Raw genomic sequence first — 13244 nt, 5'->3', positions numbered from 1 at the left:
TTCCTTCTCAGGATTGCGGCGGTGAGGCCATGTCACGGTATTTAGCGAGAATAGGGTTATTCACTTCGCCAGAGCTTTGCAGATTCCACAAGCCACGATCGATACCGTCATTAATCAGATAGATTACGCCTGTTTCAATCGCCGACATCAGGCACAGCATTACCGGTTCATTGGAGGTATATCCCACTTCGCCTTCCAGCAAACGCTGGTAGTCAATAAAGCGGAACACCCCGGCCTGGACCTCATAAGATAATATGGTCTTACTGGTATTCACAGAAGAGAGCACTTCGCCGGTACTGACGTTAATCACGCGCAGGTTAACGGCAATCTGGTCAAGCTGATATTGTGTGTCGCCACCGATACCGAAATATCGCGCACCAATCCCCCCAGATTTGACGTTACTTTCATAGCCGATTATCGAGCCTTCAATAATAACGTTCGCAGAACTTAATGCCTGCAATGGCGCGCGGTTATTAGCCCCTACGTTGCCATTTTCCTGAGCGGCGCGAATAATTTTGCGCTCATTAAGCAAGTTTTGTAATCCCTGACGTTCCAGTGGAATAAACCATTTTGAGTCCTTCAATGCTGTTACCAGCATGGCTGTCGCACTTTGTGGTACGGCAGTGGAGAAGTTACTCGCAGGATACGGTTTAAACTGCCCGGTTTCGTCCTGAATGTTATAGACAGAAACATAAAGCTTGCCTTGCGGTGAAGGCAGATGCGTCAGGTCACGATAACTCTGCGCCCGCGGCATTAACGTCGGTTTTGCAGCCTCTTTCGGCGGAGCGGTCAGACAGCCACTGAGTAGGATGACCACCAGAAGTACAAATAAACGCTTCATGATTATTTTCCTGTTCGGGTCGGTGACTATTGGTCACTCGCGGCCTGTGTTACCCCGGAGACCTGAATCGTCGAGGTTTTCCCGGTACTTCTGTCCGTCACATTTAGCGTGAGCTGCCCGTTACTGTTCTGGATATCGACGATAAAGTCGTTGGTGACGAGGCGTCCGGGTTTACCGGTGGCGACGTTGCCCAATAATCCATTCAATAACTGTGACTGAATAGCCGACGTAAAGTTATCCAGAGCCGAAGGCGCTGTATAACCAAAATCGTCTCCACCCGGTGCCTTATAGGAGTTTTGTGCCTGAGCTTCATTTAGCAAAAAAGCGCCGTTATTTGGGTTTCCGCCAAAATTGGGGTTTACGAACTGGAAAACCATATTACCGGCCCAACTTGCTGGTGTAATAAATGCGAGCAAAGCGACAGTACAGGCGATACGCATGATTGCCTCCACCCTCTATGATTAAAATTCATCGTGTGCCAAATCGTCCGTTTTTAATAAAGACTGGTCGATTTGACGTTTATTAATTGCTTCCTGAGTTATTTGCAGTGCTGCGTCTACGGTCTTATCAAAATCCCGTTTTATCGGGAATAAAAACGTCTGAAACATAACATCCTGATTGACTGTAATGGTTATCCAGCTTCCCCAGCGAGCGCTGGGTCTTTCGTTTATTGATAAATTTTCCCGAGTGGTACTGGCCCATTTGTCGGTAAAGGCACGATAGAAATCGTGCCCCACAGACGAAACAGTGTGGTCGGCCACAATACCCGGTATCTCTACCTCTGCGGGACGCGTAGCCGCGTACGAAGAGGGCGCAAGCAGCAGCAGGTTTGCAGCTGCAAGCCAGCACAGGGAACGTTTCATAGTGTTTGCCTGTTTACTTAACGCCTGAGATTATCATTGGCCCAGGAGACGGCCTGAGTCCGATTTTTAACGGCTAACTTCTTGAAAAGATTATAGAGATGAGTTTTTACGGTGTTTTCGCTAATAAACAGCGAGCGGGCAATTTCCACATTGGATGCGCCAACCCGCAGTTTATTAAGGATTTCCCGTTCACGCTGCGTCAGCATGGCGCTTTCGGCATTATTGTAACGGTAGTTTCCAGAGTGAGTAATCAAATAACTGGCGAGCTTATGCGAAAAATAGCATTCACCCTGCATAATCATGCTTAATCCTTCAATTAAGCGTGATTCAGTTTCATTGCTATAAAAGACACCGTTGATATGTGGCCAGTTTTCTATGTCCTTGAAGGGGTACTCTTCTGGTGTATTCAGTAATACCAGTTTCATCCCGTTGTTTTTCCTGCCAAAATTTTCCTGCCAGTGACTAATCAGCCTTTTGTCCGCCTCCATCATATCGAAAATCATGATGCTGTCAGGCAACGTTTCTTCGATAATTCGCTGAATGTTTTGCACTTTCCCTGATATATCCAGTGTCGATTTTAAATATTGTAAAAGCGCACTGGCTTGTAAAGACGGCTTTGTGACAAGTACAAGCGTACTGCCTAAACTATGGACTTCATTTAACATGATGAAACTCCAACGTTTTATAGCAGCTATCAGTTTCCTCGTAAAAATACGAGGTTCCAGAGGTACTGATTTAGGCTGCATTGCTGTGTATACGTAAACTCGAAAACCCTAAGGAGGGTAAATTGTCAATAAAACAATATTAGGTACTTCTGAATTCAATCTAGTCATTACAAATTTTTAAGCAAGATCAAACACTGTAACAAAATGTAAAATGGAATATTAAAATGTAAATATCAAATGGTTTATTCAATTAGAAATGATGATAAAGTTGTACACGGAAATAAAAGTGCATCAACTTAATAAATCACACAAATCACTTATGTTAATGATTATTAGAAGATATATTATTAATCGTAGTGAGATGTTTGTTCGATAAATAAGACCTGTTTTTGTAAAGGTTTTATCTTAAGAAATTTTCAGTTAAATGAGATCGCGATCCTGATCCTGGCGGCTGGTTTTTAAAGGGTTTGCTAAACGTATTGATTTATAAGCTTATGCGCGCTTTTGAATATCTTCTGAAAATAAAAACAAGAATAATTGTATTTAAACACTGAGACATAGCGTAATTCTCATACTTAGGAACTATCCGAAAAATTTAAAATCAACCTTGCGGGTGACACCTTTTAATTTTGGTCAGCAACATACTGTTCATCGTAACGTCGCATTAACAAGTTCCTCGGCGTTATTTAACAGCAACTGAAGTGACCAGGATTCAAGCGGGTGGAACATGAACAAGAAAGTGTATTTTCTGTCGTTATCACTGCTGGCGATACCTGGATTAGTAGCTGCATCGGGTTATGATCTGGCAAGTCCGGAATATAACCTGGTCGCCAATGGGCTTAACTCTAATCTTGCGAATCAAACCGCTATTGTTGGACAGCAAGGTTATGGGAATGGCGCGAATGCTCAACAGGATGGTAATCATCAAATTGCTGTTGTTTCTCAACGAGGTAATAGCAACCAAGCCGATGTTTCTCAATCCGGTGGGTACAATCTGGCTTATATTGATCAGGCCGGAAGTAGTAATGATGCAGATATTAGCCAATCAGGCTATGGAAATACTGGGATTATTATCCAGCGAGGTTCGGGTAATCAAGCCAGTATTTCACAGCAGCAGTCCGTAGGTAGTAAAACAGTTATTGTGCAAAACTCATCGCAAATGGCCGTTCGTGTAATTACACGTTAATGGTCTGACGATGAACACTATCAAGCCAATGGGGGTTTTATGAATATTAAAATGTCTATGATTGCAATGGTTCTTGTTTCTGGTGCTGCATTTGCGAATGGCGGTGGTTACGGTGGTGGCGGCGGTGGTGGTGGCGGTAATCCTCCAACCATGCCACAAAACTCCAGTAATGAAACCGTCAATATTTATCAACAAGGCGCTAATAACGGGGCCAGCGTTGATCAAAGCGGATCTAAATATGGTGTTGTGAGCATTGGTCAGAACGGTTTTAATAACCTGGCAAACGCTACACAAAGCAGTGCTCCGAACAGCGATATCACTGTAAGCCAGGTTGGTTTTGGCAATACAACTAATGCTCTGCAAACCGGTGATAACTCTGCTATCAACGTTAGCCAGAATAACTCTTTCGGCTGGGGGGGCGGCAACTCTGCTACTGTCAATCAATCAGCTGACAACTCCATTGTTAACGTAAGCCAAAATGGCTCTGCAAACTGGGCGAACGTTTACCAGCATTAATCTGGTTTTCGAACTATAAAAAACAGGGCCTATGCCCTGTTTTTTTATTGGAGAATGTCATGAACAGCTTACTTCTCGCGGTAGCCTTAACCAATAGCATTGCTTTTAATGTGACGCATCAGGGGGATATGTACACCATTACGCCGCAGGTGACCGTTACCCAGCCGTGTCAGTGTCAGATCAGTATTCAGACCGTGCGCGAAGGCGCGGGCGGAACCAGCAATATTCAGCAGAGAAAGACCTTAAGTTTACCCGCCAATCAGCCGATAGATGTCTCGCGGATGCAATTAACCATCTCGCAAAACGACACGGTAAAAGTGGTGGTCACGCTGACGGATGGTCAGGCGCTGAATTTGTCAGCACAGTGGCCAACGGCTGAAAGGACATAGCGGGTTAATCATTTATTGAATTAATAGATTGGCGTTAATTCATCCATGTGATTACTTTTAAGTTAAGGGTTTACGGTGTCGTGATGTCGTTCGTGCGCTGCAGGGCAACGTACGTATTAATCAGCCTCAGGGACGATATTTCTCGGAGCTACGCGATGAAAACCTTAACTAAACAGATATGTACCGTTGTCGGCCTTACGTGTGCTCTTTATAGCGGGCTGTCAGCCGCCTCTTCAACGAATGCACAGGGCGGCGTTATCCACTTTGTGGGTTCTATTGTTGAAGACCCGTGTAATGTGACCACGCGCGCACAACAGATTTCCATGAGTTGCTACCGCGACGGAAAAATGCGCACGTCAAATGTTTCTTATCAGCAAGCGATGACAGGCAAGCCTGTCAATAACGACGCGGCAACCGTCAGCATGCGCTACATCAACGCTCAGAAAACGCTTGGCATCGTCACGGTGGATTATCGTTAACATCTTTATAGGTAAACGTTTTCTCCTGCTTTGACTAAACTTAAATCAAAGTGAATGCTCGGCAGGAGAGCTTTATGACAGCGCGAGTCCAGATACTTCAGGCCGATATCACGACCCTCGATGTCGATGTGATCGTCAACGCTGCCAATTCTTCATTAATGGGAGGAGGCGGTGTTGATGGAGCCATTCATCGCGCAGCAGGCCCAACACTGCTGGACGCTTGTAAAAAGGTACGCCAGCAACAGGGGGAATGCCCTCCGGGTCATGCGGTTATCACCGAAGCGGGAAATCTGAAAGCCAAAGCGGTGATCCATGCTGTTGGACCGGTGTGGCGTGGGGGTGAACATCACGAAGCCGCACTGCTGGAAGATGCCTATCGAAACAGCCTGCAGCTTGCAGAGGCTAATGGTTATCGTACAATCGCTTTCCCGGCCATCAGTACGGGGGTTTATGGTTACCCCAAAGCTGCTGCGGCAGAAATTGCCTTCACGACCGTCCAACATTGGCTAGCCAGTCATTCGCTTCCGGAACAGGTCACTTTCGTTTGTTTTGATGAGGACAGTGCACATCTCTATGCACGATTACAGAGCCAGCAGGGAAACTGATTCTCGCCTGCGCCAGGCGCTGGCTTCCCAGGAGGGCGGGTCTTCGACAGCCTGTGGGATCCATACGCTGGAAGACAGTCTTGAAGCGTTTGCCGCTCGTTATCATTTGGCGCAGCTTGCACAACGCACGCTGGATGTACAGTACTATATTTGGGAAGACGATGTCTCCGGACAATTGCTGTTTCAGGCACTTTTGGATGCCGCAGAACGAGGCGTGAAGGTGCGGTTATTGCTGGATGACAACAACACCAGCGGTCTGGATGAAACGCTTCAAAAACTGGATGCTCACCCGAATATAGCCGTGCGGCTGTTTAATCCTTTCTCCTTTCGAACCCTTCGCATGTTGGGGTATCTCACTGACTTCGCGCGCCTCAATCGGCGGATGCACAATAAAAGTTTCAGCGCTGACTGCGAAGCGACCATCATTGGTGGACGTAACGTAGGCGATGCCTATTTTGGTATCGGTGAAGAGCCGTTGTTCACGGACCTTGATGTGCTGGCGGTTGGGGCGGTGGTTAAAGACGTTGAGCAAGATTTTGAGCGTTACTGGCAGTGTGAATCGGTATCGACGCTAAAACATGTTTTGTCATCGGAAGACCCGTCTATTGATACGCGGTCTGTGCTTAATTTCACGGAGCAGCAGCAAATCGCCGCTGAGCGTTATCTTGAAAAACTGGCGGAAACCGAGGTTGCTCAACGGATGGCGCAAGGGAATTTACCCTTCATTTGGGCTAATACCAAAATGTTGAGTGACGATCCGCGCAAAGGCGAGGGCAAAGCCGCCCCAAGGACGCTGCTGCCGGAGCGTTTGCGCAGCGTAATGGGTACGCCGGAATCGCACATTGATATCATCTCTTCCTATTTTGTGCCAGGCCGTGCGGGCGTGGCGCAGATACTGCGGCTGGTACGCAAAGGCGTAAAAGTAGCGATCCTGACCAATTCGCTGGCGGCAAACGATGTGGCGGTCGTCCACGCGGGTTATGCGCGGTGGCGTAAAAAATTACTGCGTCATGGTGTCGAACTGTACGAGCTGAAACCCACGAATCATCCACGGCCAGGGCTGCGTGACCGCGGCCTGACCGGGAACTCGGGGTCCAGTTTGCACGCCAAAACGTTCAGCATTGATGGCAAAAAGGTGTTTATCGGCTCGTTTAATTTTGATCCGCGTTCGGCATTGCTGAACACCGAAATGGGGCTGGTCATTGACAGTGAAAGCCTGGCCCAACGGATCCACCACCGCTTCCTGCGCAGCCAACGGGATGCGGCGTGGCAATTGAAGCTAACCCGTTGGGGGAAAATTCACTGGGTCGATCGGGAAGAAGGGGGCGAGCAAGAGTTACGCAGGGAGCCGATGGCGACGTTCTGGCAGCGGATGTTAGTGCTGGTGGCGTATGTATTACCGGTGGAGTGGTTACTGTAACCGGGCTGCATGACGCAACCCGGTAGGCGAGACATTACGCAGTAGGCTGAGGTTTGCTCTGTGGCGTCTGCGGTTTGCCGGAGAACAGGAAGCGCAGCAACGGCACGCGCAAATGCAGTTCATAAAGGATGATGGCAATCCCTACCACGAACACCAGACCGGTGACAAACCCTAGCAGATTCGAATGGATAACCGGGGCAATCCACGCGCCGTATAACAGCGTCAACGGATGATGCACCAGATAGATAAACAGCGAAGCGTTAACGAAATAGGTCACGCGGCTGGATTTGAAGTTCAGCATCCGATGACCGAACGCAAACACCACATTGACCATCCACAGTCCCAGCACCATCGTAATCACATATTCTGTTTCGTACATCCAGGCGTCGCCTGAGCCGAAATGTTGGTTCAGGAGATAGGCCGCAAAGCCAAGCACTGCACCCGCCATGCACCACGGTGAAGGAGTGGTGAACAGATTCTTGAGCTGTGGATTAATAAACGCCTGCGCGCCGAGCACGAAGAACGGCAGATAAAACAGGGTTTGCATCACCACAAAGTTGAAAAGGCCATCGCTGAGTATCGGTGGGTAAACAATAAATAGCGTCCGGCGGATAATCGCGTATAACACGCCAAGGGCTAAGAACACGCCGGTCAGTTGGCTCATCGTGACATTATCGAAGAACGCGACAATCGAGGCCTGCTGGCGTTTTTTGAGCCAATGGAACAGCGCCAGGCCAAGGGTGGTCAGCACAACAAGTACCAACAAGAACCACAGGTGTGAGACCAGTTCCCATGCCAGCGTGTTGTATTTTTGGTAGACCGTCAGCGTGTGCCACGTTTCTGTTTTGCCTTCAACATGTTGAAGCATCAGGAATTGTGGTAGCGTAAGCAGCGGAATGGCTGTCAGCATCGGAATGCCGACGCGTTCCACGCGTACCGTCCACCACTTTTTCATGGGATAGCGCAAAAACAGCATGTACGAAAAATAGCCGGAAATAACGAAGAACACCTGCATCCGGAAGGAGTGGACGAAATCGTTAAACAGCGTCAGCCACCACGAAGGCTCCGCGCTGTTCACATGCCAGCTATGGCTGGAATAAATCAGCGAAATATGGAAAGGGATCCCTAACAGCATCAGCCAGGCGCGGATGGAGTCGAGAAAGTATTCGCGTTGTGTAGGTACATTATTCATAAAATCAATGAATTCTCAGACTAATCGTCTTATCGCCCTGTGCGATAAACGTTAAATTCGAGCAACCCTACACGAAGTCCGGGAACCTGTCTTTAGGAGTAGCACGCAAAGTGCAGACCGGTACGGTGTGTTGATTAACCCATAGGCCGTTGAGCCGAACAAAATGGGGATTATGTTGTCGGATTGCTTGAGTTTCCATTAAAATGGATCGGATCGATTTAAGCACACAAAGGGGGAAGTGCTTACTAATTATGAAAAATAAACCACAGATGATGAAATTGCGTTGGATAGGCGCAGCCATTACGTTGTCCCTGTGTACTTCATCTGCATGGGCGTTCAGTATTGATGATGTAGCGAAGGAAGCGAAATCTCTCGCTGGAAAGGGCTACGAGGCGCCAAAAAGTAATCTGCCCTCCGTTTTCCGCGACATGAAATACGCGGATTATCAGCAAATTCAGTTCAACCACGACAAAGCTTACTGGAGTAAGGTCAAGACGCCATTTAAGCTCGAGTTCTACCATCAGGGGATGTATTTCGATACGCCGGTCGCCATTAATGAAGTGACTGCCACCTCGGTTAAGAAAATCAAATACAGCCCGGATTACTTCAATTTTGGTAATGTCCAGCACGATAAAGACACCGTCAAGGATCTGGGCTTTGCAGGCTTTAAAGTGCTGTATCCGATCAACAGCAAAGATAAAAACGACGAAATTGTCAGCATGCTCGGAGCCAGCTATTTCCGTGTTCTCGGTCAGGGCCAGACTTACGGCCTGTCTGCGCGCGGCCTTGCTATCGATACCGCTTTGCCATCTGGCGAAGAGTTCCCGCGTTTTCGTGAGTACTGGATTGAACGTCCAAAAGCGACCGATAAACGTCTGACTATTTATGCGTTGCTGGATTCCCCACGTGCGACGGGTGCGTATCGCTTTGTGGTGATGCCAGGCCGTGACACCGTGGTTGATGTGCAGTCTAAAGTTTACCTGCGCGACAAAGTGGGCAAACTGGGCGTTGCACCGCTGACCAGCATGTTCCTGTTCGGGCCGAATCAGCCATCACCGACCACCAACTTCCGTCCTGAACTGCACGACTCTAATGGTCTGTCGATTCTGGCGGGTAACGGTGAGTGGATCTGGCGTCCGCTGAACAACCCGAAACATCTGGCTGTGAGCAGCTACGCGACGGAAAACCCAGAGGGCTTCGGTCTGCTGCAGCGTGGCCGTCAGTTCTCTCGCTTTGAAGATCTGGACGATCGTTACGACCAGCGCCCAAGTGCGTGGATCACGCCGAAAGGGGATTGGGGTAAAGGTAAAGTCGAGCTGGTAGAAATTCCAACTAACGACGAAACCAACGATAACATCGTTGCTTACTGGACGCCGGATCAGTTACCGGATGCCGGTAAAGAGATGAACTTCAAATACACCATCACCTTTAGCCGTGACGAAGACAAACTGCATGCACCGGACAGCGCGTATGTGATGCAGACTCGTCGTTCAACCGGCGATGTGAAACAGTCCAATCTTATCCGTCAACCGGATGGTACTACGGCGTTCGTCGTCGACTTTACTGGCGCGGACATGAAAAAAATGCCGCAAGATACGCCAGTTACCGCCCAAACCAGTATTGGTGACAACGGGGAAATCGTGGACAGCAATGTTCGCTACAACCCGGTAACCAAAGGCTGGCGTCTGACGATGCGTGTGAAAGTCAAAGATGTGAAGAAAACGACCGACATGCGTGCGGCCCTGGTCAATGGCGATCAGACGCTGAGCGAAACCTGGAGCTATCAGCTACCTGCCAATGAATAAGATAAACGACTATATCGATGCAATGCCGCTCTCAGATGCTGAGAAAGCGGCATTGCCGACCACTGATTTTCGTGCTCTGCATCAGGCGCTGGATACTGAACAGACCCCGATTGCGCGTGAAGATGATTCACCGCTCGGCTCGGTAAAAGCGCGTCTGGAGCAGGCGTGGCCGGATTCCCTGGCGGAAGGGCAGTTGATCAAAGACGATGAAGGGCGTACTCAGCTTGAGGCTATGCCAAAAGCGACGCGTTCTTCTATGTTCCCGGACCCGTGGCGTACCAACCCGATTGGGCGCTTCTGGGACAGAATGTTGGGCCGCGAGGTTCAGCCGCGTTATTTATCGCGTCTGACCCAGGAAGAGCGCGAGCGTGAAGACAAATGGCGTACCGTCGGGACTATTCGTCGTTACATCCTGTTGTTATTGACGCTGGCGCAAACCGTCGTGGCCACCTGGTACATGAAAACCATTCTCCCGTATCAGGGCTGGGCGCTGGTTAACCCGCTGGATATGCGTGGTCAGGATCTGTGGGTTTCCTTTATGCAGCTGCTGCCGTATATGCTGCAAACGGGCATCCTCATTCTGTTCGCCATTCTGTTCTGTTGGGTGTCCGCCGGTTTCTGGACCGCGCTGATGGGCTTCCTCCAGTTGCTGATGGGGCGTGATAAGTACAGTATTTCCGCGTCTACCGTCGGTGACGAAGCGCTGAACCCGGAACATCGCACTGCGCTCATCATGCCTATCTGTAATGAAGACGTTGACCGCGTATTCGCGGGCCTGCGTGCGACATGGGAGTCGGTGAAAGCGACCGGCAACCATAAGCACTTTGACGTTTACATTCTCAGTGATAGCTACGATCCAGACATCTGCATGCGCGAGCAAAAAGCGTGGATGGAACTGATTGCCGAAGTGCAAGGCGAAGGACAGATTTTCTACCGTCGTCGCCGTCGTCGTGTGAAGCGTAAAAGCGGCAACATCGATGACTTCTGCCGTCGTTGGGGGAATCAGTACAGCTACATGGTCGTGCTGGACGCGGACTCCGTGATGACCGGTGACTGCCTGTGCGGTCTGGTACGTCTGATGGAAGCCAATCCAAACGCCGGGATCATTCAGTCGTCTCCGAAAGCATCCGGTATGGACACGCTGTATGCACGCTGTCAGCAGTTTGCGACCCGCGTTTATGGCCCGCTGTTTACCGCTGGTCTGCACTTCTGGCAGTTAGGTGAATCCCACTATTGGGGTCACAACGCCATTATCCGCGTGAAACCGTTCATTGAGCACTGTGCGCTTGCACCGCTGCCGGGTGAAGGTTCATTTGCCGGTTCCATCCTTTCTCACGACTTTGTGGAAGCCGCGCTGATGCGTCGTGCCGGATGGGGCGTGTGGATTGCGTATGATTTGCCGGGTTCTTATGAAGAACTGCCACCGAACCTGCTGGATGAACTGAAACGTGACCGTCGTTGGTGTCACGGTAACCTGATGAACTTCCGCCTGTTCCTGGTGAAAGGCATGCACCCGGTTCACCGTGCGGTGTTCCTGACGGGCGTAATGTCTTATCTCTCAGCACCGCTCTGGTTTATGTTCCTGGCCTTGTCGACTGCGTTGCAGGTGGTTCATGCGCTCACCGAGCCGCAGTACTTCCTGCAGCCGCGCCAACTGTTCCCGGTGTGGCCGCAGTGGCGTCCGGAGCTGGCTATTGCGCTGTTCGCCTCGACCATGGTTCTGCTGTTCCTGCCGAAATTGCTCAGCATCATTCTTATCTGGTGTAAAGGCTCGAAAGAGTTTGGCGGTTTCTGCCGCGTAACGCTCTCTCTGCTGCTGGAAGTGCTGTTCTCTGTGCTGCTGGCACCGGTTCGTATGCTGTTCCACACGGTGTTCGTGGTCAGCGCGTTCCTCGGTTGGGAAGTGGTCTGGAATTCGCCGCAGCGTGATGATGATTCAACCCCTTGGGGCGAAGCCTTCATGCGTCACGGTTCGCAGTTGCTGCTTGGTCTGGTATGGGCTGCAGGAATGGCATGGCTTGATCTGCGCTTCCTGTTCTGGCTGGCACCGATTGTCTTCTCGCTGATCCTGTCGCCTATCGTGTCGGTGATTTCCAGCCGTGCGACTATCGGTCTGCGTACTAAGCGCTGGAAACTGTTCCTCATTCCGGAAGAGTATTCCCCGCCGCAGGTTCTGCAAGACACCGACAAGTACGTTGAGCTGAACCGTACGCGCTCGCTGGACGATGGCTTTATGCACGCGGTATTTAACCCGTCGTTTAATGCTCTGGCTACAGCAATGGCGACTGCGCGTCACCGCGACAGTAAAGTGCTGGAGATTGCCCGTGACCGTCACGTTGAGCAAGCGCTCAATGAAACGCCGGACAAACTCAATCGCGACCGTCGTCTGGTACTACTGAGCGACCCGGTCACTATGGCGCGCATGCACTATCGTGTCTGGTCACAGCCAGAAAGATATTCATCGTGGGTCAGCCATTACTCGGCGATCGCCTTGAATCCTCAGGCGCTGAAAGCGAAGTAATTGCGGCAAGACGAAAGCTAAAAATAAAATACCGGTCAGTTAATGTGGCCGGTATTTTTTTATCATGAGGTGTTGATGAAAAGGTATGTGCTGAAAGCGAGTGGGGTCTGTCTGATGACGCTGATGCTCAGCGGCTGCGGCAGTATCATCAGCCGAACCATTCCGGGGCAGGGACATGGTAATCAGTATTACCCCGGCGTGCAGTGGGATGTGAAAGATTCTGCCTGGCGCTATATCACCATTCTCGATCTGCCATTCTCACTGGTGTTCGACACTCTGCTGTTGCCCATCGACGCCCATCACGGCCCGTACGAGTAATCAGCGCTCATCCCACTCGTCGGCAGCCGTTTGCCCCTCTTCGGTATCCAGCGGCGGTTCGAGCTGAAATTCACCTTCATCCCATTCGTGGAGCGTATTTTCTTCAATCCACTCCTGCACCAGTTCAATTTCGTCAAAATCCCCGTCAAAGACGCTCTGCGCACCTTCTCCGCTGACCATCGGCAGACATTCACCATCGTCCCCTTCATTAGCCAGAAACTCCGCCTGCCACATAATATCCCCGTCCTGCAGAATATATTTCTGTAGATTGAGTTGCTGAACATTCAGCTCATCAGTCTCGATAGTGGGATTGCTGGCGATAAATTCTTCGCGTGCCGCATCAATAGCTTCGTCGAGTGTTGCGTACATGGTCATCTCATTCTCCCTGCGGTTTGACGTGGTTTTCAGGAAAAGAATAGACGAAGTTTGGCTTTAGCAAACACG

15 protein-coding genes are annotated in these 13244 nt (G+C 50.0%); 9 read left to right on the top strand and 6 right to left on the bottom strand.

Translation table 11 applies throughout. The annotated features are described in order from the left end of the window. Positions 1-7: 7 nt before the first annotated feature. The 4 genes from csgG to csgD are packed head-to-tail and all read right to left on the bottom strand — an operon-like array spanning position 8 to position 2369. The gene (gene csgG, locus VH187_RS01970; RefSeq protein ID WP_329699816.1) at positions 8-841 is read right to left on the bottom strand and encodes a curli production assembly/transport protein CsgG; all 834 of its coding nucleotides are present in this window, start codon (positions 839-841) and stop codon (positions 8-10) included. 26 nt (positions 842-867) lie between these two features. Beyond that, positions 868-1281: a curli production assembly/transport protein CsgF gene (gene csgF / locus VH187_RS01965; RefSeq protein WP_329699815.1), complete on the bottom strand. Its 414-nt coding sequence runs from the start codon at positions 1279-1281 to the stop codon at positions 868-870. A 21-nt stretch (positions 1282-1302) separates the two neighbouring features. Then, entirely contained in the window at positions 1303-1704 is a 402-nt protein-coding gene (csgE, locus tag VH187_RS01960; RefSeq protein ID WP_329699814.1) for a curli production assembly/transport protein CsgE, read from the bottom strand. Between the two features lie 17 nt (positions 1705-1721). Then, positions 1722-2369, bottom strand: coding sequence for a biofilm master transcriptional regulator CsgD (csgD, locus tag VH187_RS01955; protein WP_329699813.1), 648 nt, complete (start codon positions 2367-2369; stop codon positions 1722-1724). A 727-nt stretch (positions 2370-3096) separates the two neighbouring features. Here csgD and csgB point away from each other — a divergent pair. The 6 genes from csgB (at position 3097) to VH187_RS01925 (ending at position 6964) form a co-directional block, all read left to right on the top strand. Beyond that, positions 3097-3555, top strand: coding sequence for a curli minor subunit CsgB (gene csgB, locus VH187_RS01950; protein WP_329699812.1), 459 nt, complete (start codon positions 3097-3099; stop codon positions 3553-3555). A 39-nt stretch (positions 3556-3594) separates the two neighbouring features. Beyond that, positions 3595-4071 carry a curlin gene (locus VH187_RS01945; protein ID WP_329699811.1) on the top strand — a complete coding sequence of 159 codons (477 nt, stop codon included), beginning with the start codon at positions 3595-3597 and terminating at the stop codon, positions 4069-4071. A gap of 59 nt (positions 4072-4130) precedes the next feature. Next, the gene (gene csgC, locus VH187_RS01940) at positions 4131-4460 is read left to right on the top strand and encodes a curli assembly chaperone CsgC (protein WP_329699810.1); all 330 of its coding nucleotides are present in this window, start codon (positions 4131-4133) and stop codon (positions 4458-4460) included. Positions 4461-4615: 155 nt separating this feature from the next. Beyond that, entirely contained in the window at positions 4616-4939 is a 324-nt protein-coding gene (locus tag VH187_RS01935) for a type 1 fimbrial protein (protein ID WP_329699809.1), read from the top strand. A 74-nt stretch (positions 4940-5013) separates the two neighbouring features. After that, positions 5014-5544: an O-acetyl-ADP-ribose deacetylase gene (gene ymdB, locus VH187_RS01930; RefSeq protein WP_329699808.1), complete on the top strand. Its 531-nt coding sequence runs from the start codon at positions 5014-5016 to the stop codon at positions 5542-5544. Then, positions 5513-6964, top strand: coding sequence for a phospholipase D family protein (locus tag VH187_RS01925; protein ID WP_329699807.1), 1452 nt, complete (start codon positions 5513-5515; stop codon positions 6962-6964). The genes ymdB and VH187_RS01925 overlap by 32 nt, the downstream gene beginning before the upstream one ends. Positions 6965-6998: 34 nt before the next feature. Here VH187_RS01925 and mdoC read toward each other — a convergent pair whose 3' ends face one another. Then, complete coding sequence (gene mdoC / locus VH187_RS01920; protein WP_329699806.1) at positions 6999-8156, bottom strand: glucans biosynthesis protein MdoC; 1158 nt, start codon at positions 8154-8156, stop codon at positions 6999-7001. 251 nt (positions 8157-8407) lie between these two features. Here mdoC and mdoG point away from each other — a divergent pair, with 251 nt between their 5' ends. The 3 genes from mdoG to VH187_RS01905 all read left to right on the top strand — a co-directional run bounded on the left by mdoG (position 8408) and on the right by VH187_RS01905 (position 12800). Then, positions 8408-9961 carry a glucans biosynthesis protein MdoG gene (mdoG, locus tag VH187_RS01915; RefSeq protein WP_329699805.1) on the top strand — a complete coding sequence of 518 codons (1554 nt, stop codon included), beginning with the start codon at positions 8408-8410 and terminating at the stop codon, positions 9959-9961. Next, positions 9954-12482: a glucans biosynthesis glucosyltransferase MdoH gene (gene mdoH, locus VH187_RS01910; protein WP_329699804.1), complete on the top strand. Its 2529-nt coding sequence runs from the start codon at positions 9954-9956 to the stop codon at positions 12480-12482. Before mdoG ends, mdoH begins: the two co-directional genes overlap by 8 nt. Positions 12483-12596: 114 nt before the next feature. After that, on the top strand, positions 12597-12800 hold the full coding sequence (locus VH187_RS01905) for a YceK/YidQ family lipoprotein (RefSeq protein WP_414713896.1): 204 nt from the start codon (positions 12597-12599) through the stop codon (positions 12798-12800). Here the strand turns inward: VH187_RS01905 and VH187_RS01900 are convergent, their stop codons facing one another. After that, entirely contained in the window at positions 12801-13175 is a 375-nt protein-coding gene (locus VH187_RS01900) for a MysB family protein (protein WP_329699802.1), read from the bottom strand. Positions 13176-13244 lie beyond the last annotated feature (69 nt).

This window comes from Scandinavium sp. (genome assembly GCF_036271055.1).
GTDB lineage: Bacteria > Pseudomonadota > Gammaproteobacteria > Enterobacterales > Enterobacteriaceae > Scandinavium.
This window is presented reverse-complemented; position numbering and strand designations above follow the sequence as displayed.

Excerpts from the sequence above, each read along its gene's own strand:
- csgG (WP_329699816.1), bottom strand. The coding sequence starts at position 841 with ATGAAGCGTTTATTTGTACTTCTGGTGGTCATCCTACTCAGTGGCTGT.
- csgF (WP_329699815.1), bottom strand. The coding sequence starts at position 1,281 with ATGCGTATCGCCTGTACTGTCGCTTTGCTCGCATTTATTACACCAGCA.
- csgE (WP_329699814.1), bottom strand. The coding sequence starts at position 1,704 with ATGAAACGTTCCCTGTGCTGGCTTGCAGCTGCAAACCTGCTGCTGCTT.
- csgD (WP_329699813.1), bottom strand. The coding sequence starts at position 2,369 with ATGTTAAATGAAGTCCATAGTTTAGGCAGTACGCTTGTACTTGTCACA.
- csgB (WP_329699812.1), top strand. The coding sequence starts at position 3,097 with ATGAACAAGAAAGTGTATTTTCTGTCGTTATCACTGCTGGCGATACCT.
- VH187_RS01945 (WP_329699811.1), top strand. The coding sequence starts at position 3,595 with ATGAATATTAAAATGTCTATGATTGCAATGGTTCTTGTTTCTGGTGCT.
- csgC (WP_329699810.1), top strand. The coding sequence starts at position 4,131 with ATGAACAGCTTACTTCTCGCGGTAGCCTTAACCAATAGCATTGCTTTT.
- VH187_RS01935 (WP_329699809.1), top strand. The coding sequence starts at position 4,616 with ATGAAAACCTTAACTAAACAGATATGTACCGTTGTCGGCCTTACGTGT.
- ymdB (WP_329699808.1), top strand. The coding sequence starts at position 5,014 with ATGACAGCGCGAGTCCAGATACTTCAGGCCGATATCACGACCCTCGAT.
- VH187_RS01925 (WP_329699807.1), top strand. The coding sequence starts at position 5,513 with ATGCACGATTACAGAGCCAGCAGGGAAACTGATTCTCGCCTGCGCCAG.
- mdoC (WP_329699806.1), bottom strand. The coding sequence starts at position 8,156 with ATGAATAATGTACCTACACAACGCGAATACTTTCTCGACTCCATCCGC.
- mdoG (WP_329699805.1), top strand. The coding sequence starts at position 8,408 with ATGAAAAATAAACCACAGATGATGAAATTGCGTTGGATAGGCGCAGCC.
- mdoH (WP_329699804.1), top strand. The coding sequence starts at position 9,954 with ATGAATAAGATAAACGACTATATCGATGCAATGCCGCTCTCAGATGCT.
- VH187_RS01905 (WP_414713896.1), top strand. The coding sequence starts at position 12,597 with ATGACGCTGATGCTCAGCGGCTGCGGCAGTATCATCAGCCGAACCATT.
- VH187_RS01900 (WP_329699802.1), bottom strand. The coding sequence starts at position 13,175 with ATGACCATGTACGCAACACTCGACGAAGCTATTGATGCGGCACGCGAA.